Annotated in this window: 16 protein-coding genes and 2 pseudogenes; 10 read left to right on the top strand and 8 right to left on the bottom strand. The window is 71.0% G+C overall.

Translation table 11 applies throughout. The features are described 5' to 3' along the window. The first annotated feature begins 44 nt into the window (after positions 1-44). The 9 genes and pseudogenes from P3L51_RS09730 to P3L51_RS09690 form a co-directional block, all read left to right on the top strand. Entirely contained in the window at positions 45-974 is a 930-nt protein-coding gene (locus P3L51_RS09730; RefSeq protein ID WP_354604708.1) for a methyltransferase domain-containing protein, read from the top strand. A 216-nt stretch (positions 975-1190) separates the two neighbouring features. Then, a complete protein-coding gene (gene yhfZ / locus P3L51_RS09725; RefSeq protein WP_354604707.1) occupies positions 1191-2129 on the top strand; it encodes a GntR family transcriptional regulator YhfZ in 939 nt (312 codons plus the stop codon). Between the two features lie 119 nt (positions 2130-2248). Beyond that, complete coding sequence (locus P3L51_RS09720; protein WP_354604706.1) at positions 2249-2635, top strand: transcriptional antiterminator; 387 nt, start codon at positions 2249-2251, stop codon at positions 2633-2635. Between the two features lie 13 nt (positions 2636-2648). Continuing rightward, positions 2649-3005, top strand: a complete 357-nt coding sequence (locus tag P3L51_RS09715; protein ID WP_354604705.1) for a DUF2620 domain-containing protein — start codon at positions 2649-2651, stop codon at positions 3003-3005. A gap of 88 nt (positions 3006-3093) precedes the next feature. Then, complete coding sequence (locus tag P3L51_RS09710) at positions 3094-4470, top strand: YhfT family protein (protein ID WP_354604704.1); 1377 nt, start codon at positions 3094-3096, stop codon at positions 4468-4470. A gap of 57 nt (positions 4471-4527) precedes the next feature. Next, on the top strand, positions 4528-5526 hold the full coding sequence (locus P3L51_RS09705) for a phosphotriesterase family protein (protein ID WP_354604703.1): 999 nt from the start codon (positions 4528-4530) through the stop codon (positions 5524-5526). Further along, on the top strand, positions 5527-6630 hold the full coding sequence (locus P3L51_RS09700; protein ID WP_354604702.1) for an aminotransferase class V-fold PLP-dependent enzyme: 1104 nt from the start codon (positions 5527-5529) through the stop codon (positions 6628-6630). Between the two features lie 2 nt (positions 6631-6632). Further along, positions 6633-7793 (top strand): alanine racemase, encoded by a 1161-nt coding sequence (locus P3L51_RS09695; RefSeq protein WP_354604701.1) that lies wholly within the window; start codon positions 6633-6635, stop codon positions 7791-7793. 12 nt (positions 7794-7805) lie between these two features. After that, positions 7806-9014: pseudogene (locus P3L51_RS09690) on the top strand (phosphopentomutase); the annotation flags it as partial. Between the two features lie 33 nt (positions 9015-9047). Here the strand turns inward: P3L51_RS09690 and ffh are convergent. From ffh to nsdA, 5 genes are all read right to left on the bottom strand, one after another. Beyond that, a complete protein-coding gene (gene ffh, locus P3L51_RS09685; protein WP_354604700.1) occupies positions 9048-10598 on the bottom strand; it encodes a signal recognition particle protein in 1551 nt (516 codons plus the stop codon). A gap of 193 nt (positions 10599-10791) precedes the next feature. After that, positions 10792-13242: a [protein-PII] uridylyltransferase gene (locus tag P3L51_RS09680; RefSeq protein WP_354604699.1), complete on the bottom strand. Its 2451-nt coding sequence runs from the start codon at positions 13240-13242 to the stop codon at positions 10792-10794. Positions 13243-13479: 237 nt separating this feature from the next. Continuing rightward, positions 13480-13818: a P-II family nitrogen regulator gene (locus tag P3L51_RS09675; protein WP_023538375.1), complete on the bottom strand. Its 339-nt coding sequence runs from the start codon at positions 13816-13818 to the stop codon at positions 13480-13482. Beyond that, the gene (locus tag P3L51_RS09670) at positions 13815-15101 is read right to left on the bottom strand and encodes an ammonium transporter (RefSeq protein ID WP_354604698.1); all 1287 of its coding nucleotides are present in this window, start codon (positions 15099-15101) and stop codon (positions 13815-13817) included. Before P3L51_RS09670 ends, P3L51_RS09675 begins: the two co-directional genes overlap by 4 nt. A gap of 338 nt (positions 15102-15439) precedes the next feature. Beyond that, positions 15440-16912 (bottom strand): transcriptional repressor NsdA, encoded by a 1473-nt coding sequence (nsdA, locus tag P3L51_RS09665; protein ID WP_354604697.1) that lies wholly within the window; start codon positions 16910-16912, stop codon positions 15440-15442. Positions 16913-17384: 472 nt separating this feature from the next. Between nsdA and P3L51_RS09660 the strand changes: the two genes are divergently transcribed. Beyond that, on the top strand, positions 17385-18044 hold the full coding sequence (locus P3L51_RS09660) for a bifunctional DNA primase/polymerase (RefSeq protein ID WP_354604696.1): 660 nt from the start codon (positions 17385-17387) through the stop codon (positions 18042-18044). A gap of 152 nt (positions 18045-18196) precedes the next feature. Here P3L51_RS09660 and ftsY read toward each other — a convergent pair whose 3' ends face one another. The 3 genes and pseudogenes from ftsY to P3L51_RS09645 form a co-directional block, all read right to left on the bottom strand. Further along, positions 18197-19417, bottom strand: coding sequence for a signal recognition particle-docking protein FtsY (gene ftsY, locus P3L51_RS09655; RefSeq protein WP_354604695.1), 1221 nt, complete (start codon positions 19415-19417; stop codon positions 18197-18199). Between the two features lie 99 nt (positions 19418-19516). Then, positions 19517-20883, bottom strand: a pseudogene (locus tag P3L51_RS09650) (sugar porter family MFS transporter). A 132-nt stretch (positions 20884-21015) separates the two neighbouring features. Then, positions 21016-22804 (bottom strand): AAA family ATPase (locus tag P3L51_RS09645; RefSeq protein ID WP_354604694.1); only part of this gene is annotated, 1789 nt, incomplete at its 5' end.

Genomic DNA, 22804 nt, shown 5'->3' with positions numbered 1-22804 from the left:
TCAATCGGGGCACAAGGACCTCTCGCCGGATTGGGGCGCTATCCATGACTCGTACGCTCGTCCAGCACCACCAGCAGCAGGTGAACGCGGCCTCGACAGACCCTTCTACAGAGGCGTGCGAGCGCGCCCGTGACTGGGCCGAGATCCAGGAACGGATGCTGGTGCCGCTCTACGAGGCGGTGTACGAGCGGCTGGAGGTGGGCCCCGGCACCAGGCTGCTGGGCCTCGGCTGCGGCTCGGGACTCGCCCTGCTGATCGCCACCGGCAGGGGCGCCCAGGTCACCGGCGTGGACGCCGACCAGGAACGCGTGGCACTGGCCCGCGAGCGGCTCGTCCACGACGCACCCCCCACGGCGCACGCGGCATCCTCGGCGGCGCCGGGAAGGCCCGCGGCCGGGATGTCGGGGGCGTTCGCGGGCCGGACCCTGGCGCGCGTACTGACGAGCGGCGCGACCGCGACCGCCGTCGCCGCGGCCGAACGCCCTTCTTACGACGTGATCACGGCGTTCCAGCCCATCGGTGTCGCCACGGGCGATTCGGACGGTCTCGGCCCCGCGCTCGCGGAGGCGGTACCGATGGCGGACCGCGGCACACCCGTGGTGCTCGCCGGCTGGGGGCCGCCGGAGCGCTGCGCGACCTCCGGCGTCCTGCGGATCGCGGGGCGGCTGACCGAGCGACTGCGTAAGGGCGGCGGCTACCGTCCGCCGCGCAGGGACGACCTGGAGGACGTCGCGGCGCGGGCCGGGCTGAAGCCCGACGGTTCGGGGCGCGTGTCCTGCCCCTTCGGCTACGCCGGGATGGAGAGCGCCCTGCGCGGGCTGCTGTCGACCGGGGTGTTCGACGCCGCGGTGCGGGCGACGGATCAGTCGCAGGTGGAGAAGGAGATAACGGAGGCCCTGCACCCGCATGTCCGGCACGACGGCACCGTATGGATGCCCAACGTCTTCCGTTATCTGATCGCGCGCACGCCCTGACCCTCAGGGCCCTATACGGCTTGAGCACGGGGCCCACGGCGCCGCGACTGCGGTACGGGTGGCCCCGTGCCGCAGTCCGGGCCGCGAGCCGCCCTTGGTACCGAGGACCACGTCGAGCGGCAGTCGGGCGAGCGGGAAGAACGAACCGGCGCCCCGGCGAAGGACACCCTCACGAGACCCTTGTCAGTATCCAGAATCCTGGTTACTGTCCCATCTGTGACCGGCTTCGATGAACGCTTCCTGACCCGCAACGGCCTCGCCGCCAGGCAGCTCGCCGTCCTGCTGCTCAACCACGAACCGGACACCCGCCTGCCCCGCGTCCGCGACTTCGCCGAGGAGCTGGGCGTCGGCAACGGCACCGTCCAGGCCGCGCTCCAGCTCCTGGAGACGGCGGGCGCGATCCGTACGACCGCACGCGGCCACCTCGGCACGTTCCTCGTCGATTCCGACCGTTCGGTCCTGTGGCGACTCTCGGGGCTCGGCACGCTCCTGGCAGCCATGCCGCTGCCCTACTCGCACCGTTACGAGGGGTTGGCCACGGGGCTGCGCGCCGCGTTCGAGCAGGCCGGGGCGCCCTTCGCGATCACGTTCATGCGTGGCGCCGGGGCCCGCACCACCGCGCTGATCGAGGGCAAGGTCGACCTGGTGGTCCTCTCGCGCTTCGCCGCCGACCGGCTGATCGAGGAGCGCCCCGTGGAGCTGGTCGCGGACCTCGGGCCCGGGACGTACGTGGGAGCGCACGGGCTGCTGCTGCGGCACGGCGCGGCCCTGGAGACCGACGGACTGCGGGTCGCCGTCGACCACGCCTCCGAGGACCAGCGCATACTCGCGGAGCGCGTCTTCGCTGGACGCGCGGACATCAGGTGGGTCGAGGCGTCGTACATGCAGCTGCGCGACCTGTTCGCGCACGACCGCGTCGACGCCACCCTGTGGAACCTCGACGAGGTCCAGGACCGGCTCGGCGCCGGCGTGGACGTGTTGCCGCTGGGCGACGAGGTCACCCGCGACCTGTCGCTGCGCAACTCCAGCGCCGCGATCATCGGCCGGACCGAGGGGGCGAAAGCGCTCGGCGCCGTGCGCGACTCCCTCGACCTGTCGCTCATCACCACCTGCCAGGCCGAGGTACTGCGAGGTGAGCGCGCCCCGTCGTACTGACCGTCCGGCCCGCCTGACGGGGCGGGCGCTCCCCGGACCTCGAAGAGAGGAATGAAGTCGAGCCTCTGCTCAAAATCCAAAATCCTGGTTACTGTCGTATCGAACTGGAAGGAACCGCCATGGATGACCAGCTCGCCCTGCGCATTCAACTGTTCCGCGAGGGTGGCCAAGTCCGGCCCGAGGCCGCCGCGTTCGTGACGGCCGAGCTGGACGCCCTGGCCGCGGAGGGCCGCACCGTCACCGAGGAGACGGCCGGCACCCTCACCAGTCACCTCATGATGGCGCTCACCAGGCTGCTCGACGGAGAACCGATCGCGGAATTCCCGACCGACACCGAGATCGCCGCCGAACTCGCCGGACACCCGGCCGCGGTGGCGCGAGCCCGCGCCGTCTCCGTACGCGCGGCATCGGAACTCGGCGCGCCACTTCCCGACTCCGAGATCAACTTCCTCGGACTGCACCTCGCCCTGCTCGACCGGAACTCGCCCCCACGGCGCGAGACATGAGAAGGAACCAGCCATGACGAAGATCCTCACCGGCGGCGTCGGCAAGGCCGAAGTCACCGAGACCGTCAAGAAGCTCGGCCTCGACGGCATCGAGATCGTGGTCTCCAACGACATGGACGCCGCGATGAAACTCCGCGGCGGCCAGGCCGACTACTTCCTCGGCACCTGCCATACCGGCGCCGGCGCCTCCCTCGGCGTACTCGTCGGACTGCTCGGCAAACCCGCCTGCCACACCTTCGGCCGCTCCGTACCCACGGAGGACGAGGTGAACGCCCTGCTGGCGGAAGGCAAGAAGGTCTTCGGCTTCGCCATCGATCAGATCGATGTGGTCGCCCCGCTCATGGCCCGCGCCATCGCCGCACGCGGCTGACGGCCCCGTACGAACCCGCAAGGGCTCGACAGACCTCGTAAGACCCCGCGCCGGGCCAAGCCCCGCCGGGCACTGAGGAGTGAATTCCGTGAACAGCGTCCTCGCAGCGAGTTCGACCGACCTCGATCTCTCGCTGGCACAGCAACTGACCGTGATAGCGCTGTGTGCGCTGACCGCGTTCATCTCTCATATGGCACTGGCCGTCTTCAACGACGGCGTGCGCCCCTTCATGCTCGACTTCATCCAGGGGCGGTCCACGCGCAACGCGACCACCGCCGTGTCCTTCGGCCTCTCGGCCGGCTTCATCTTCGGTCTCGGCGCCCCGATGGCGCTGTCCACCGGCGTGCTGAACCCGTGGCTGGTGTTCCTGCCCACCGACATCCTGGGCATCCTGTCGCCCAAGAAGTGGATCGCACCGCTGCTCGGCGGCGCGTGGGGCGCCGTGGTCGTGTTCGGCCTCAACGGGGCCAACAGCCTCGCCCACGACCTGCCCGTCGACTTCCTGACCGCGCTCCAGCAGATGTCGACGCCGATCCTGTTCCTGTTCACGCTCTTTCCGGTGCTCGCCATCACCAAGCAGTTCGGGCGGCTACGGGGCGGGATAGCCGCGGTCGTCGAGCTGGCGCTCGTCGTGATGACGATGAAGGTCTGGCCCGACATCTTCCCCGGCTCCATCGCGATGGCCGTCGGAGTCCTGACGCTCATCGGCTTCGCCGTCAACAAGGACATGGCGCAGCGGAAGTTGGACCGGGCCGAGGCTGCGAAGGCCGCGGCGGGCGGCTCTGCCCTGGAGGGTAAGAACGGGGCGGCGGACGACGCGGAGGATCCGATGGCCTCGCTCTTCAGCGCGAGCGCGCTGCGGCTGCGCCGCCATCTGCCGCTGTTCATGCTGCTCGGGGCGGGCATCTGCGTGCTGGCCCAGTCGCATGTGTTCGGCGGTGGTGAGGCGACGAGCTTCCTGATCGCCAAGGGCGACTACGCGGAGGCGGCCCAGGTCGACTTCTACCGGGCGTTCGGCTTCGTACCCCTGATCGCGACGACCGCCCTCGCCTCCGGCGCGTACGGGATCGCCGGCTTCACCTTCGTCTACCCCATCGGCTACCTCATGCCGAACCCGTTTCTCGCCGCCGTCGTCGGCGCCGCGGTCTTCGCCATCGAGGTGCTGGCGCTCTCCGCCATCGGCAAGGTCCTCGGAAAGCTGCCCAGCGTCCGTGACTCCTCCGAGCATCTGCGCAGCGCGATCGGCGACGCCCTGGGGCTCGCCATCCTCTTCGGTTCGCTGATGGCCGCCAACGTCATGGGAGGCGGCCTCGGCATCCTCATCGTGGGCGGGCTCTACCTGCTCAACGAGTCGATGGGCCGCCCCGTGGTGCGGATGGCGGCGGCGCCCGCCGCGGTCATCGTGGGCGGCGTACTGCTGAACGTCCTCTACTGGCTGGATCTGTTCACGCCGATCAAGGGATAGGGGGCGCTACGGGAACCGCCGTAGCGAACGCGCACCACACAGGAAGGCCCCGGCACCATGCAGTACCCCGACTCCGGCACCGCGCACGACACCGGTGACGAAGCGCGCCGGCCGCGCCATCTGCGCACCGTCACCGGCCCGTTGCCCGTCTCCGCCGTACGCGGCCCCGCGCTCGCCCACGAACACCTGGTCCTCGATCTCGACCGCTCCGGGGAGGGTGCGGCGGTTCTCGACGCGGACCGGCACGGGCCCACCGTCACCGCGGAACTGGCGGCCCTGCGCGAGGAGTACGGCCTCGGCCTGGTCATCGAGCTGACCTGCCGCGGCATGGGCCGCCATCCGCGCGCCCTGGCCCGGATCTCCGCGGAGGCCGGGGTGCCGGTGGTGGCCGCCACGGGCTGGTACTACGAACCGTTCCACCCGGCGGAGCTCGACGGGGCGAGCGTCGAGGAACTGACCGCGACCCTCGTACAGGAGATCGACGCCGGATTCGGAGACACCGGAATCCGGCCCGGCGTACTCGGCGAGATCGGCAGCCACGGAGACACGCCTACCGAAGCCGAGACGCGCGTCCTGCTGGCCTCGGCGCACGCCGCCGTCGCCACGGGTCTGTCGGTGGCCACCCACGCCCAACTCGGCCACGGCGGTCTCGCCCAGTGGGAACTGCTCACCGGCGCAGGTCTCCCCCCGCACCGGATCTCGCTGGGCCACCAGGACCTGCTCGACGCCCCTGCTGTGCACCGTGAGCTGGCGGCGAGCGGCGCGTACGTCGCCTTCGACACCGTCGGCAAGGAGAGCTACCAGAGCGACACCACCCGGCTGCGCCTCCTGCTGGCGCTGTTGGAGGCCGGCCACGCCGATCGCGTCCTGCTCAGCTGCGACATCTCCCGGCACTCTTATCTGCGGTCGGCGGGCGGGCAGGGATACGCGCATCTCTTCCGGTCCTTCCTGCCCCGGGTGCGCGCGGCCGGCGTGGACGAAGACCTGATCGATCTGATGACACGGCGCAATCCGCTCCGGTTCCTGACCGGCGCGGACACGAAGGAGAACCACTAGATGTCCGTACAACTCCCACGGACCTTCCCGCTGGCGACGATCCCGCTGGACGACGCGGTCCGGATGCAGTTCAGGCTGCTGGAGTGCGTCGCCGCGCGCTTCGAGGGTCAGCAGCTCTTCGAGGCGGACGCGGGTGTGGTGCCGGACCTGGGCCGGCCCCGTACCACCGCGCGGGTCGAGTCGGTGCTGGCCGACTTCTTCGGCGCCGAGGACGCCGCGCTGGTGCAGGGCGCGGGTACGGGTGCCATCCGGGCCGCGCTGCAAGGCGCCGTCGGCCCCGGTGCCCCCCTGCTGATCCACCGGGCACCGGTCTACCGCACGACCGCGGTGACCCTGCGGGGGCTCGGAGTCCGCACCGTCGAGGCGGACTTCAACGACGGCGCGGAGCTCCGTGAGGCCCTGGACTCGGGTGAATTCGGGTGGACGTACGTCCAGCACAGCCGGCAGCGGCTCGCCGACTCGTACGACGCGGGGGATGTCCTCGCGGCCTGCCGCGCCGCCGGGGTGCGCACGATCGTGGACGACAACTACGCGGTGATGCGCGCCCCGTTGTGCGGAGTTGAGCTGGGCGCCGACGTCTCGTGCTTCTCGCTGTTCAAACTGCACGGGCCCGAAGGGGTCGGCGCCGTCGTCGGGGCGGCCGACATCGTGAAGCGCGTACGCGCCGACAACTACTCCGGCGGCGGTCAGGTGCAGGGCCACCAGGCGCTCGACGCGCTGCGCGCCCTCACCCACGTCCCCGTCATGTGGGCCGTGCAGTCGCAGGTCGGGGCCGAGATCGCCGACCGGCTCGCCGCCGGGGAGGTGCCCGGTGTGGCGGAGGTACGGATCGCCAACGCGCAGGACCGCTGTCTGCTCGTACGTCTGGACCGCCCCGTCGCGCGTGAACTGCCCGCCGCTGCGGCGCGGCACGGCGCCGCGCCGTACCCCGTAGGCTCCAACTCCCGCTACGAGATCGCCCCGCTCTTCTACCGGATGTCCAGCTCGTCCCTCGACGACGCTCCGGAGCTCGCCGACCGGACCGTGCGGATCAACCCCATGCGGGCCGGCGCCGATCTGGTGATCGAGATCCTCCGCCGTTCGCTGCACGACCTGAAGGACTGAACGTGTTCCTGGACGCCGTCCTGGCCCGCAACCCCGAGCTCGTCGACGTGGCGGTCTCGCTGCACAACTCCGGCACCGTCCCACCCGATTCGTACGTGATCGACGCCGACGCCGTGGAGGCCAACGCCGCGTTGCTGGCCGGCGAGGCCGAACGGCTCGGTCTGTCGCTCTGGTTCGTGGTCAAGCAGATCGGCCGCAATCCGGCGCTGATCCGGGCGATCGCCCGCCACATCCCCCGGTTCGCTGCGATCGATCCGTACGAGGCGCGGCTGCTGCACGAAGCGGGCGCACGGGCAGGCAACCTCGGCCATCTCGTACAGATTCCGCCCCGTCAGCTGCCCGAGATGCTCGGCTGGCGGCCGGAGACGGTGACCGTGTTCGACCTGGCCAACGCGCGTGCCGTCTCGGACGCCGCCAGGCAGCTCGGCTTCGTCCAGGACGTTCTCGTACGTCTTGAGGGCACCGACAAGGTCTATCCGGGGCAGGAGGGCGGCGTACCGCTCGCCGGGCTGGACGACTTCGCGGCGGCGGCCGAGGCGCTGCCGGGCATCAGGATCGCGGGCGTCACCGCGTTCCCCTGTGTCCTGTGCGATCCGTTGACCGGCGCACCGGCCCCTACACAGAACTTCCAACTCGCGACCACGGCGCGCGAGTTGCTGTCCGCGCGCGGGCACGAGGGGTTGAAGCTCAGCGCCCCGAGTGCCACCTCCATGGCCACCCTCCCCCTCCTCGCCGAGCTGGGCGCCACACACGGTGAGCCGGGGCACGCCCTGACCGGGACGACCCCGCTGCACGCGCTCGACCACCAACAGCCTGAACGGCCCGCCTACGTGTACGTCAGCGAGGTCGCCCACACGCTCGCCGACGGACGGCCGGCGATCCACGGTGGCGGCTTCTACCCGCGCGCCCGCATCAACGACGCCCTGCTGCCGCGGACCGGGCTGCGCCTGCCCGTACAGGACGCTCCCGCGGAGAACATCGACTACTACCGATTGCTCCAACGCCCCACCCACGCCGCGGACGTTGAGGTCGGGGACACCGCCGTACTCGCCTTCCGTACCCAGATCTTCGTCACCCGCTCGACCGTCGCGGTCGTCGCCGGGCTCTCCACCGGAGAACCCCGGCTGACCGGCCTCTACGACGCCCAGGGCCGGGCCCGATAAGGAGCCACAGCCATGAGCACCACCGTGATCCTCGTCATCGACGGATTCGGTGTCGGCGCCATGCCGGACGTGGGAGCACTGCGCCCCGGCGATCTCACCGCCGACACCTGCGGGCATGTCCTCGACCACTGCCGCGCCTCACTGGGCCGACCGCTCCGCCTCCCGGCACTCGGGGCGCTGGGCCTGGGCCTCGTCCACCCGCACCCGGATCTCGCCCGACGGACCGGCCGCCCCGTCGCCGCAGGCCGGGCCGCACTCGGCTACCCCGGGGCGGACACCTTCGCCGGGCATCAGACCATGATGGGCGCGGACTTCAGCCGGGTCACGGTGGCCCCGCTCGCCGGGCATCTCGACGAGGTGAGCGGCGCGCTGAAGTCGGCGGGACACCTGGTCGAGCCCCTGCCGGGCCGACCGCTCCTACTCGTCGACGGCGCCGTACTGGTCCACGACAACCTGGAGGCCGACCCCGGCATCAACTGGAACGCCTCCGGCCGGCTCGACGACCTGTCCTTCGACCGCGTCCTCTCCATCGCCCGTACGGTGCGGGCGGTGGCGCCGGTCGCCCGCGTGATCGCCGTCGGCGGCCACGCGGACGGGGCGCTCTCCACGTACGTACGTGAGGGTGACGGCGGCACCGTCGGGCTGGACACACCGGCCACCGGCTTCTACCGCAACGGCGGGCTCCAGGTGCGGCATCTGGGCGTGGATCTCGACCACACCGGACAACTGCCCGACGTCGCCGCCCGCGCGGGCCTCTCGGTCACCCTCGTCGGCAAGGCGGCGGACATCCTGGCGTGCGAGGCCGCAGTACGGCGCCCTGCGGTCGCGACGGCGGAGGTGCTGGAGCACACGTTGGCGGCGGTACGGGGCGGGCAGGGCGGCCTCGTGGTCGCGAACGTCCAGGAGACCGATCTCGCGGGGCACCAGCAGGACACGGGGCGCTACGGGATCGTCCTGGAGCAGGTCGACGCCGGGCTCGCCGAGCTGATGGGGCTGCTCACCGCGCCGGGCGACCGTCTGATCGTCACGGCCGACCACGGCAACGACCCGACGATCGGCCACGCGTACCACACACGCGAGTACGTCCCCGTTCTGATCCACCGGCCGGACGCCGTGGGGATCGAACTCCTGCCGGACGCCGCCACATTGGCGGACGTCGGGGCAACGGCCGCGGTGGCCCTCGGCCTGGACGCCGAGGCTCTGACGACGGGAGCGACGCTGCTCGGCCGACCACCCGGCCGCGCCCGAGGGGTGTCAGCCCATGAACTTCTTGAACTCGTCGGGCAGTTCGAAGTTCTTGTCCGCCTCGGCCGCCGGGAGGCCGAACGCGCCACCCGCCTGCGCCGCCTCCTCGCGCCGCACCGCGGCGGCCTGCTCCTCGGCCTTGCGCTTCATCGGGTTGCCGGAGCGCTGCTTCCCCTTGGCCTGCTTCTGCTGCTTCTTCTGCCTGCCGGGGCCGCCACCCGAGCCCGGAGCGCCCGGCATGCCCGGCATGCCGCCGCCCTGCGCCATCTTCGACATCATCTTGCGAGCCTCGAAGAACCGCTCCACCAGGCTCTTCACGGCGCTGACCTCGACGCCCGAACCCTTGGCGATTCGCGCCCGGCGTGAGCCGTTGATGATGGTCGGCTCGTGCCGTTCGCCCGGCGTCATGGACTTGATGATCGCGGCGGTACGGTCGACGTCCCGCTCGTCGATGTTGCTGATCTGGTCCTTCATCTGCGCCATGCCGGGCAGCATCCCGAGCAGCTTCGAGATGGAGCCCATCTTCCGGACCTGTTCCATCTGCGCCAGGAAGTCGTCGAGCGTGAACTCCTTGGGCCCCTTCGCCAGCTTCTGGGCCATCTTCTCGGCCTCGGCCTGGCTGAAGGTCTGCTCGGCCTTCTCGATGAGGCTGAGCATGTCGCCCATGCCGAGGATGCGGGACGCCATGCGGTCCGGGTGGAACGCGTCGAACTCGTCCAGCTTCTCGCCGTTGGAGGCGAACATGATCTGCTTGCCGGTGACGTGCGCGATGGAGAGCGCGGCGCCGCCGCGGGCGTCGCCGTCGAGCTTCGACAGGACGACGCCGTCGAAGCCGACGCCGTCACGGAAGGCCTCCGCGGTGTTGACCGCGTCCTGGCCGATCATCGCGTCGACGACGAACAGGACCTCGTCGGGGCTGACGGCGTCGCGGATGTCCGCGGCCTGCCGCATCAGCTCCTCGTCGATGCCGAGACGACCGGCGGTGTCGACGATGACGACGTCGTGGACCCGGTCCTTCGCGTACTTGATGGAGTCCTTGGCGACCTTGACCGGGTCGCCGACGCCGTTGCCGGGCTCGGGGGCGTACACCGAGACGCCCGCGCGTTCGGCGACGACGGAGAGCTGGTTCACGGCGTTGGGGCGCTGCAGGTCACAGGCGACCAACAGCGGGGAGTGGCCCTGACCCTTGAGCCAGAGGCCCAGCTTGCCCGCGAGGGTCGTCTTGCCCGCGCCCTGGAGACCCGCGAGCATGATCACGGTCGGCGGCTGCTTGGAGAAGCGCAGGCGCCGCGTCTCGCCACCGAGGATGCCTACGAGCTCCTCGTTGACGATCTTGATGATCTGCTGGCTGGGGTTGAGCGCCCGCGAGACCTCCTCCCCGCGCGACCGCTCCTTCACCTTCGCGGTGAAGTCTCGGACCACGGGGAGCGCGACGTCCGCCTCGAGGAGCGCGATGCGGATCTCGCGTGCGGTGGCGTCGATGTCCGCCTCGGACAGTCGCCCCTTGCCGCGGAGGGTTTTGAACGTCGCTGAGAGGCGATCGGAGAGGGTATCGAACACGGCGCTCGTAGGTCCTCAGGGGTCGGGGGCAGGGTGGATTGCTCTCCAGGGTATCCGGCCGGGCGAACGCGGGGGGCCCTGCCCGGTATGAATGCCTGTACGGGGCCCTCCGCCGCGGCGTCGCACCGCCCCCCACCGCGGCGTCGCACCGCCCCGTACGACGGCTGTCCGCGCCGCTCCGCGACCCACGTGGTCAGCCGCGCAGGGCCTCCTCCACGATCTTCGCGACCGTCGTGGCCTCCCCGTCCGTCAGGAGGGCCCCGTCGGCGCGCGTGACGTACACGGTGTCCACCACGTTCGCGCCCAGCGTGGACACGTGCGCGCTGCGGACCCGTACCGCCGCCTCCTCCAGCGCCCGCCCGATCCGGTGCAGCAGGCCGGGGGCGTCCTGCGCGCGTACTTCGATGACGGTGGCGAGCTCCGAGCTGCCCGGCACCACCGTCACACGGGGCGGCGGGGCCTGTGTGCCGCGCCGCCGGGGATAGGCGGCCTCGCGCTCCGCGAGGCGGGACCGGATGTCGAGCGAACCGTCCAGGGCGCGCACGAGGTCGGCGCGCAGCCGCGTCGCCTGGGGCAGGGACCCGTACGCCGCCGCGACCCGCCAGCTCAGCAGCAGGACGTCGGAGGCCTCGCCGAGCGCGGTGGGCAGTTCGACGATGCGCAGATCGGCGGCCCGCACGGTGAGACGGTGCAGCGCGAGGACTCCGGCGGCGGCAGGCAGGACGCCGGGGCGGTCGGGCAGGGCGATGAGCAGTTCGACGCCGACCGGCTCCGGTTCGTCGTCCTCCTGAGGAGGTTCCGGCTGGGCGTGGAGGGACAGGACGGGGCCGCCGGTGCGCAGCGCCTCGACGGCGAGGCGTTCCTGCTCGGCGCTGGTCACCACGGGGCGCGGTACGGCCGGTGCCTTGCCCGCGAGGGCCGCTGCGACGCGGCCGACGAGGTCCGTGACGAGCGATCCGCGCCAGGTGGACCAGGCGGCGGGACCGGTGGCGAGCGCGTCGGCCTCGGTGAGCGCGTGGAGCAGTTCGAGGGTGGACAGCGAGTCGACCTTCTCGGCGACGGAGCTGACGGTGGCCGGATCGTCCAGGTCGCGCCGCGTGGCCGTCTCGACGAGCAGCAGATGGTGGCGTACGAGCGTGGCGACGACATCCGCGTCGGCCCGGTCGAAGCCGATCCGCAGGGCGACGGAGCGCGCGACGGGCTCGCCGGCCTCGGAGTGGTCGCCGGGCAGGCCCTTGCCGATGTCGTGGAGCAGGGCGGCGACCAGGAGCAGGTCGGGGCGGCTCACGCGCCGGGTGAACGCGGACGCCTCGACCGCCGTCTCGACGAGGTGGCGGTCCACGGTCCAGGTGTGCACGGCGTTGCGCTGGGGGCGACAACGGACGCGCTCCCACTCGGGGATGAGGCGGGTGATGAGCCCTTCGGCCTCGAACGCTTCCCACACATCGACGGTCGGCTCCCCCGCGCCGAGCAGCGTGACGAATTCCTCACGCACCGCGGCGGGCCACGGCACGGGCAGCGGCTGCGCGGCGGCGAGCCGTCGGACGACGTACGGCGAGATCGGCAGCCCGGACTGGGCGGCGGCGGCAGCGGCGCGCAGCGGCAGCCCGGGGTCGCGTTCGACACGCGCCGTCCTGGCGAGTACGGCCTCGCCGTCCTGCTCCACGACGCCTTCGGCGAGCGGCGTCCGCTCCGGGGCGGGCCTGTTGCCGCCGAGGAGGGCACGGAACCGGGGGCGGGCGGCGCGGGAGCGCAGGACGCGGTTGACCTCGCGCCAGGTGACGTCGGAGGCGTACGACACGGTCCGCGCCGCTTCGTAGACCTGCCGCAGGAGTTCGTCGGCGTCGGCGATGCCGAGGTCCGCGGCGACGCCGTCCTGCTCCTGGAGGGCGAGCCGATCGGTGGCGCGGCCCGTGGTCAGGTGCAGGGAGTCGCGTACATCGAGGAGCGCGCGGCGGGCGTCGGCAAGTCCTTCGCGGGGAGCGTCGGCCAGCCAGGACGCGGCGACGGCGCGGAGCGCGGTGGCGTCCCTGAGCCCGCCCCGTGCCTCCTTGATGTCGGGTTCGAGAAGGAACTGCAGCTCGCCCTGGCGCTCCGCGCGTTCGCGGCAGAGCTCGTCGAGTTCGGGAAGGCGTTTGGGGGCCTGGTTGCGCCAGTCGGCGAGCACGGCGGTGCGCAGGGCCGCGGTGGGCGCCGGGTCGCCGACGATGTGGCGGGCGTCGAGGAGCCCGAGTTGCACCTTGAGGTCCTGGCCGGCGGTCTTACGGGCCTCGGCCGTCGTACGTACGGAGTGGTCGAGGGCGAGCCCGAGGTCCCACACGGGGTACCAGACGCGGTCCGCGAGCGCGGCGATGGCCGCGGCGTCGGAGCCCCCGTCGTGCAGGAGGAGAAGGTCGAGGTCGCTACGGGGGGACAGTTCACCGCGTCCGTAGCCACCGACGGCGACGAGGGCCGCGCCCTGGACGCCGACCTCGCGGACCGCTGCGGTGAACAGCGCGTGCAGCCAGTCGTCCGTGAGGCGTGCCAGGGCGGCGCGGCGCGGCGGCCCGGACCGCGTCTTCTCGTGGAGAAGGCGCAGCCGGGCCGCCGCGTAACCGCTGGGTCCGGGGTCCGGTTGTCCGGTCGTCTGTTCAGGGGTGGTCACCCGGCAGGTCCCGTCTTTCGGCGGGCGTCCCGCGTGCGGGACGCCCGGTTTCGCTGCGCGTCCCGTCTCCGAGCGCGCTCGGTGTCACAACTCGCGCGACGTTGTCACGAGTTGGGCGCCGGCTCGCGCCCCGTCCCCGGAACGCGAGCGGCGCCGGGCGCACTCCTCGACGGAGTGCGCCCGGCGCCAGAGCGTGCCCGCTCACCGAGCACGCGCTGGCATCGGACCGTGTCGGTGTCAGAGGGCGTCCGGGCCGCGTTCCCCCGTACGTACCCGGACCGCCGTGTCCACCGGCACGCTCCACACCTTGCCATCGCCGATCTTGCCTGTCCTGGCGGCTTTCACGACGACTTCGATGAGCTCATCGGCGTCCCCGTCCTCGACCAGCACCTCGATGCGGATCTTCGGTACGAGGTCGACGGTGTACTCCGCGCCCCGGTAGACCTCGGTGTGGCCGCGCTGCCGGCCGTAGCCGCTTGCTTCCGTGACCGTCAGGCCCTGGACGCCGAAGGCCTGGAGGGCCTCCTTGATCTCGTCCAGTCGGTGTGGCTTGACGACTGCGGTGATGAGCTTCATACGTCCACCTTCTTGTTCTGCGCCGCGGCGGCGAAGTCCTTGTCCGGAGCGGTCACACTGCTTCGGCCCGAGGGCGAGCCTCCCACCGCGCTGAAGTCGTAGGCGGATTCCGCGTGGAATGCCATGTCCACACCGCTGGTCTCGTCGTCCTCGGAGGCCCGGAAGCCGATGGTGACGTCGACGATCTTGGCCAGGATCCAGGAGACGACGAAGGAGTACGCCATCACCGAGAAGGCGCCGACCGCCTGCTTGCCGAGCTGCGAGGCGCCGCCGACGCCGTCGATGGCGAGGACTCCGACGAGCAGGGTGCCGATGACGCCGCCGACGAGGTGGACGCCGACCACGTCGAGCGAGTCGTCGTAGCCCAGCTTGTACTTGAGGCTGACGGCCCACGAGCAGGCCGCTCCCGCGACGACGCCGATGAGCAGCGCGCCGAACGGGTTGACGTGCGCGCCGGACGGGGTGATCGCCACAAGACCGGCAATGGCTCCTGAGGCCGCGCCGAGGGTGGTGAACGCGCCGTGCCTGATGCGCTCGTAGATCAGCCAGCCGAGCATGGCCGCGCCGGTGGCGATCTGCGTGTTGAAGGCCATGACGGCGGCCGTGCCGTTGGCGGCGAGGGCGGAGCCGGCGTTGAAGCCGAACCAGCCGAACCACAGCAGCGCGGCACCGAGGACCACCAGCGGCAGGTTGTGGGGCCGCATCGCGTCCTTCTTGAAGCCGATGCGCTTGCCGACGACAAGCACCGCGGCGAGTGCTCCGACACCGGCGTTGATGTGGACCGCCGTACCACCGGCGAAGTCGATCACTTCCAGCTTGAAGAGCCAGCCGTCGGCCTGCCACACCCAGTGCGCGACCGGGAAGTAGACGACGGTGACCCAGAGGGCGATGAACAGCGCCCAGGCGGTGAACTTGACGCGGTCGGCGAGTGCACCACTCATGAGCGCCGGAGTCAGTACGGCGAACATCAGCTGGAACAGGGCGAAGGCGTAGACGGGGATTCCCTCGGTGCCGCCCGTGAGCGTCTCGGCGGTGATGCCCTTCAGACCGATGTGGTCGAAGTTGCCGAGCAGTCCTCCACCGATGTCGTCACCGAACGTGAGCGAGTACCCGTAGAGCACCCACAGCACGCTGACGATGCCGAGCGAGATGAAGGACATGATGAGCATGTTCAGGGCGCTCTTCACCCGGACCATGCCGCCGTAGAAGAAGGCCAGGCCGGGCGTCATCAGCATGACGAGCGCGGCACTGATCAATACGAATGCGGTATCTGCGCCATTCAAGGCCGGCGTCTCCTCGTGGGTGGGAAATACGGCCCGTGCGGATGCTCTTACTTCAGTGGGCCGACTAGTGGTGAGGAGATTGACGTGGGGGCATTTCGGTCGATGCCGCCCGATGTTTCGCGCCAGTGACGAAGTGGTCCGGGGTGTTACGCCTGGATGAACTGCCGTGTCGCGGGGTGCGGTGATGGCAGAATCCGGCCGCGACACCCACCCGGCGACCTGGAGCGGGGAAGCCGTGTCGGCTTGTACGGGGCGGACGCCGCAGCCGGAAGCCCTCCAACCAGCACCGCGCGCCGGGGAAGCCCGCGGGCGTCCCACGGAGGGCGTTCAGGGGCCGCTCAGACCGCTTCCGCCGCCTCCGGGATCTCCTCCGTGAGCTGCTCGGTGAGCTGGCTGATCTCGGAGACGTCCCCGAAGTCCCTGGTGGCCGCGGTCACCGTCCTGCGGAGTCGCGTGTTGACCCGCTCGGAGCGCACCTTCTTGGCGATGTCCAGCGCCTCCTTGATCAACGGCGTGGACCGCTCGGGCTCCCTCTTGAGGAGGTGGACGGTGGCCATCCCGACGAGGTTCAGCGCGTACGACCGCTGATGCACCTCGTCCTTCTCGAAAAGCTCGACGGCGCGCGTCATCACCGGCTCGGCGAGCGAGGCGTACGTCGGGCTGCGCCCGGCCACGTAGGCCAGGTCTCTGTAGGAGTGCGCGTTCTCCCCGTTGAGCTCGGCCTCGGAGAAGAACCGGATCCAGTCCGGCTCCGGCTCGCCGTCGTCCCCCGCGTCGGCGAAGGTGTTCTCCGCCATCCGCACCGCCCGCTTGCACTTGCCGGGCTGCCCCATGTTGGCGTAGGCCCGCGCCTCCATCGCGTACAGCATCGACTGCGTACGGGCCGTGGCGCACCCCCTGCCGCCGTACTGCGCGAGATGGATGAGCTCCAAGGCGTCGTCGGGGCGGCCGACATGGATCATCTGACGGCTCATGGAGGAGAGGATGTACGACCCGAGGGCCTTGTCCCCCGCCTCCTTGGCGGCGTGCAGGGCCAGGACGAAGTACTTCTGGGCGTTGGGCTGGAGGCCCACGTCGTAGCTCATCCAGCCGGCCAGCTCGGACAGTTCGGCCGCGCACCTGAACAGGCGCCGCGCGGTGACGTCGGACTGCGGCTCCTGGAGCAGGTCCGTCACCTCGTGGAGCTGACCCACGACGGCCTTGCGCCGCAGGCCGCCGCCGCACTGCGCGTCCCACTGACGGAACATCACCGTGGTGGACTCCAGGAGGTCCAGCTCCGGCGCGGAGAGCCGGGAGGGGCGGCGCACGGCGGCCGCGGCCGCGCCGTCCTGGTCGCCCGGCGAGGCGGGCACCAGCCAGCGCTGCATCGGCTCGATGAGGGCGGGTCCGGCGGCGAGCGCGAGCGACGTCCCCAGGAAGCCGCGCCGGGCCAGCATCAGATCGCTGCGGGAGAACTCACTGATCAGGGAGATGGTCTGGGGAGCGGCCCAGGGCAGATCGACACCGGAGACCGAGGGCGACTGGTGCGCGGAGCGCAGTCCGAGATCCTCGACCGCGACGACGGCGCCGAAGCGCTCGGAGAACAGCTCCGAGAGGATACGCGGGATGGGCTCCCGGGGCTGCTCACCGTCGAGCCAGCGGCGTACCCGGGAGGTGTCGGTACTGATGTGGTGGGCGCCCATCTGGCGGGCCCTGCGGTTCACTTGGCGCGCGAGCTCGCCCTTGGACCAGCCGCTGCGCCTGAACCACGAGCTCAACTGCTCGTTCGGGCGCTTGCCGGTAGCCGAACCGTCTGCGCCACTGCCGCCCACTGGAATGCCCCCATCCGCTGAAGCCCTGTCGCGCGAACTTCCACCAGAATGCCGTCAGTTACGGTCCTCTGTCCGGAGATTGCGCTCCTTCGAACAGGAAACCGAGTTGCCCGCGGCATAACCACGAACGTGTGACTTCCTACCGTTCGCATACTCAAAGTAATCCTACGATCACCCCTCCCGCGAGGGCCGTTCCGTAAACGCCACCATTCGCCACCCCTTCGAATGAACTCGCCTGCGGCCAGGCGCGATTCACTTGACAGGCGACGATCACGAACAGGTGGAGCGTTGCACACGGAGGCGCGCGGACGTCGGTCGCACCACCCCGAGCGCCACCTGGCGCCGCCGACGCGAGGCGCGTGCGAGGCCGAAGAAAGACCGAAGAATCCGGACAAGAAACGGGATGCCGACGGAGGGTCACGACAGGGCTCCGCATCGTAACTACCCACGAGTTCGACCCGTTGGAGGGTGCATGGGCTTCACGATCGGCGGAATCCGGGAGATGCGGTCCGGTTCACGGCGCCGCAGCCGCAGCACCGAGTGCACGACGGTGGCCGAGTACACCGGACTCTGGGGCTGGGACGTCGTCCCCGGCGCACGGGCCGCGGCGGGCCGCTGCTCCTGTGGCGCCGCCGGGTGCCGCGCACCGGGCGCGCATCCGCTGGACCCGGCGCTTGAAGTCCCCGCCGGCGCCACGCTGGACGATGCAGCCAAGGCCTGGTCCGAGACCCCGGGCGCGGCCGTGCTGCTGCCCGTGGGGCGCACCTTCGACATCATCGACGTCGCCGAACCGGCGGGCCGTCGCGCTCTGGTCAGGCTGGAGCGGATGGGGCTGCCGCTGGGCCCCGTCGCCGCCACGCCGACGGGGCGGGCGCACTTCTTCGTCGCACCGGGCGCCGCGGCCGAACTGCCCCAACTGCTCTACCGGATGGGCTGGGACGACGCCGGTCTCGATCTGCGCGGGCTCGGCGCGGGCGACCATGTCACCGCCCCGCCGTCCGATCTCGGCGGCCTCGGGCCCGTCCGCTGGCTCCGGCCGCCGGTCCTGGACACGGCGGCCGACCCGCCGCAGGCGCGGCTGCTGCTCGGCACCCTGGCGTACGTCTGCCACCGCTCGCCGGTCTGCGACTGAGCCCCCCGACTCCCGGCCCGCCGTGGCATCGCCTGCCGCGCCCCGTCGCCTCCGTACGAAGGGCCCCACCGCACGCTCACCACGCGGAAGGGCCCTTTCTTCGTACAGCGCCCCGTTCAGCGCCTCGTACGCCGTCTCTCGTACGGCGCCTCTCAGCCGTCGATCAGCGCGTCGACGAACGCCTCCGGCTCGAACGGCGCCAGGTCGTCAGGACCCTCGCCCAGTCCGATCAGCTTGACCGGCACACCCAGCTCGCGCTGGACCGCGATCACGATGCCGCCCTTGGCCGTACCGTCCAGCTTCGTCAGCACGATGCCGGTGATGTCCACGACCTCGGCGAACACCCGCGCCTGTACGAGGCCGTTCTGCCCCGTCGTCGCGTCCAGGACCAGCAGCACCTCGTCCAGCGGACCGTGCTTCTCCACGACGCGCTTGACCTTGCCGAGCTCGTCCATCAGCCCGGTCTTGGTGTGCAGCCGCCCCGCCGTGTCGATGAGGACGACATCCGCCCCCTCGGCGATGCCCTCCTTGACCGCGTCGAAGGCGATCGACGCCGGGTCGCCGCCCTCGGGGCCGCGCACCGTACGAGCGCCCACGCGCTCGCCCCACGTCTGGAGCTGATCGGCCGCGGCGGCGCGGAAGGTGTCGGCGGCGCCGAGCACGACCGACCTGCCGTCGGCCACCAGTACGCGCGCCAGCTTGCCCGTCGTCGTCGTCTTGCCGGTGCCGTTGACGCCGACGACCATCACGACACCCGGGGTGTCCAGACCGCTCTCGGTCTTCACGGCGCGGTCGAAGTCCGTACGGAGCAGCGCGAGCAGTTCCTCGCGCAGCAGCGTGCGCAGCTCGTCGGGCGTACGCGTACCGAGCACCCTGACCCGTTCACGGAGCCGGTCCACCAGCTCCTGCGTCGGCGCGACACCGACGTCGGCGGTGAGCAGGGTTTCCTCGATCTCCTCCCACGTCTCCTCGTCGAGGTGCTCGCGCGACAGCAGCGTGAGCAGTCCCTTGCCGAGGGTGTTCTGCGAGCGGGCGAGCCGGGCCCGCAGTCTGACCAGACGGCCCGCGGACGGTTCCGGGACCTCGATCGCCACGGGCGGAGCGGCCACAACCGGATCCTCGACGGCGGGCGGCGTCGCGGTCGCGTCGGCCGCGTCGGGGAGGCCCACCTCCTCGATGGTGCGGCGGGTTTCCTCCCGCGGCGGCCCCGACTCGTCGCCGACGTGCGGCTCCGCGGGCGGGGTCGTGATGGTCGGCGTGCTCGACGGTGCCGAGGGCGGCAGCTGCTTCTTCTTGCGGCTGCTGACCACGAGCCCGCTGATCACGCCGACAGCGACCAGGGCGATGACTACGGCGAGAATGACGATGTCCACCACGTCATCTTCGCAGGCGGTGGCCGGCTTATGCCGATGGGGAGATTCCGGGCCCCGGCGGGGCGGGAAATCCCCGGAACGGGGCCGCCCCGAGGCGGGTCAGCCCATCTCCTCCAGTGCCTTGCCCTTGGTCTCGGGAATCCACTTCAGGATGAAGAAGATCAAGAGCGGGGCGAAGGCGGAGTAGATCACGTACGCGCTCGAGAGATCCCAGTCCGAAAGGGTCGGGAACGTGACGGTGACGGCCCAGTTGGCGATCCACTGCGCCGACGCGGCGACGCCGAGCGCGGCGGCCCGGACCCTGCCGGGGAAGATCTCGCCGAGCAGCACCCAGACGACGACGCCCCACGACAGCGCGAAGAAGAGCACGAAGGAGTGGGCGGCGATGAGCGCCACGGTGCCCTGCGTGCTGGGGATGGAGATGTTGGTGCCGCTGCCGCTCTTGTACGAGAACGCCCAAGCCGCCAGGGCCAGCGAGACCGTCATACCGACGGAGCCGATCAGCAGGAGCGGCCGGCGGCCGATCCGGTCGACGAAGACCATCGCGATGACGGTGCCGATGATGTTGATGATCGACGTGGTGAACGAGTAGAAGAACGAGCTGGTGGGATCGATGCCGACGGACTGTCACAGAGACGCGCTGCAGTAGAAGATCACGTTGATGCCGACGAGTTGCTGGAGCGCGGAGAGACCGATGCCGATCCAGACGACTGGCAGGAAGCCCACCCTGCCGAGCAGGTCCTTGAACGTCGGCTTGTCCTCCTTACGGAGGTTGAGCTCGATCTCCCGGACCCGCGCGTCCAGGTCGACGTTCTTGTCCTCGACCTCGGCCAGCACCCCCTTGGCCGCGCTGTTCCTGCCGACGGAGACCAGGAATCGGGGCGATTCGGGGATCGCGAAGGAGAGCAGGCCGTAGAGGAGCGTCGGGACGACCATGACACCGAGCATCCACTGCCAGGCCTCCAAGCCGCCGATCTCGCCGCGCTGGTGACGATCCCCGCCTGCTGGAACGAGGCGAGCCGGCCGCGGTACGCGGGCGGCGAGACCTCCGCGATGTACGCGGGGCCGATGACGGAGGCCATCCCGATGGCGAAGCCGCCGATGACCCGCCACATGGCGAGGTCCCAGAGCGCGAAGGGCAGCGCGGAGCCGACGGCGCTGATGGTGAACAGCACGGACGAGATCTGCATGCAGTGAATACGGCCGATCCGGTCGGCGATCCGGCCCGCCGTCGCGGCGCCGATGGCGCAGCCGATCAGGGCGGCGGCGATCACCTGGGCCAGCGCCCCGGAGCCGATGTCGAAACGGTCCCTGATGGCCTCGACGGCGCCGTTGATGACGGAGCTGTCGTAGCCGAAGAGGAAGCCGCCCGTGGCGGCCGCCGCCGTGATGAAGATGACATGGCCCATGTGCTCCGGACGGGTCTGTGGGCCGCCGGACCGCGGCGACTGCGCTGTGCTCGTCACATGGAGCTCCCGGGGCCGCCCGGAAGCGGCACCGGGCATGGGTGGAAAACCCCTCCAGTGGGGAACAGCTCCGCAGGGCCCACCACCTGACGGTGGCCGTTCAGTGGAGTCGAGGAAGGGGAGCGGCGGCGCTCAGCGCAGGCGCTGACTGATCACCTTGGAGACGCCGTCACCCTGCATGGAGACGCCGTACAGCGCGTCGGCGACCTCCATCGTCCGCTTCTGGTGCGTGATCACGATCAGCTGAGAACTCTCCTGGAGCTCCTGCATGATCCGGATCAGCCGCTGGAGGTTGGTGTCGTCCAGGGCGGCCTCGACCTCGTCCATCACGTAGAACGGGCTCGGCCTCGCCTTGAAGATCGACACCAGCAGCGCCACGGCGGTCAGCGACCGCTCGCCGCCCGACAGCAGGGACAGCCGCTTGACCTTCTTGCCGGGCGGCCGGGCCTCCACGTCCACGCCACTGGTGAGCATGTTGTCGGGATCCGTAAGGATGAGGCGTCCCTCGCCCCCGGGGAAGAGGCGCGAGAAGACGCCCTCGAACTGAAGGGCCGTGTCCCGGTACGCCTCCGTGAAGACCTGCTCGACCCGCTCGTCGACCTCCTTGACGACCAGGAGCAGATCGGTGCGGGTCTTCTTGAGGTCTTCGAGCTGCTCGGAGAGGAACTTGTGCCGCTCCTCCAGCGCCGCGAACTCCTCCAGTGCGAGCGGATTCACCTTTCCGAGTTGCTGATACGCCCGTTCGGCCGACCGGAGCCGCTTCTCCTGCTCGCCCCGTACGTACGGCCGGGGCTGATTGCGCGGGTCCTCGGGGTCTTCCGGCAACTCCTCGCCCTCGGCGGGCAGGGACGGCGGTACGAGCTGGTCCGGGCCGTACTCGGCGATCAGGCCGGCGGGCTCGACGCCCAGTTCTTCCAGGGCCTTCGCCTCCAGCTGCTCGATCCGCATCCGCTTCTCGGCGCCCAGGACCTCGCCCCGGTGCACCGAGTCGGTGAGCTTGTCGAGTTCGTTCTTGAGGTCGCGCCCCTGGTTCCGCTCCGCGACCAGCTCCTGTTCACGGCCCGCCTTGGCCGCCTCGGCCGCAGTGCGTTCCTCGTCGGCGCGTACGACCGACACCTCCACGTGCGCCAGCAACTGTCTCGCGCCGGAGGCGACGGCGCCTGCCACGGCCGCCTCGTGGCGCAGTCTGGCCCGCCGCTGCTCCGCGCGGGCCCGTGCCTCGCGCTCGGCGCGGGCGCCCCGGTCGAGGTAGTCCGCGCGGCCTGCGAGTCCCTTGACGCGCTCCTCGTGGGTACGGACCTGGAGCCGCGCCTCCATCTCGGTCTGCCGGGCGTTCGCCCCGTCGGCGGCGAGCCGGTCCCGTACGGACGTATCGGGCTCCTCCTCGGCGGGTGCCTCCTCGGCGACGAGCAGGCGCTCCGCCAGCTCCTCCGCCTCCTCGGCGGCCCGGTCCAGCGCGTCCTGGGCTTTCGCGGTGGCCGCGGAGGTTCGCTCGGCCTCGCCCGCGGCGCCCCTGGCCTGGCCGGCGAGCCGCCCCAACTGGCCGGACACGGCGGACTTCTCCCGGTCGGCGGCCCGCCTCCGCTCCCCCAACTCCTCTACGAGGGCGACGCATTCGGTACGGCGGCCGGTCGCCCGGCGCTGCGCGTCGGCCAGTTCGTCGCACCGTACGGCCAGTTCGGCAAGCTCGGCGGCCGCCTCGTCGACGGATGCCCGCACCTCCAGCAGGCTGGGCGCCCCGGCTGAGCCACCGTGCGCGAAATGGACGCCCAGGAGGTCACCCTCCGCCGTCACGGCGGTCAGCCCGGGGTGTGCGCCGACAAGCTCCTCGGCCTCCTCCAACGTGGTGACGACGACCATGTCCTGGACGAGTCGTCGTACGGCGCCCATGAGCGCGTCGGGGCCCCGTACGAGGTCGACG

Source organism: Streptomyces panacea (assembly GCF_040560175.1).
GTDB classification, from domain to species: Bacteria; Actinomycetota; Actinomycetes; order Streptomycetales; family Streptomycetaceae; genus Streptomyces; species Streptomyces panacea.
Note: the sequence above shows the minus strand (reverse complement) of the source record. Positions and strands in the feature narration are given on the sequence as shown.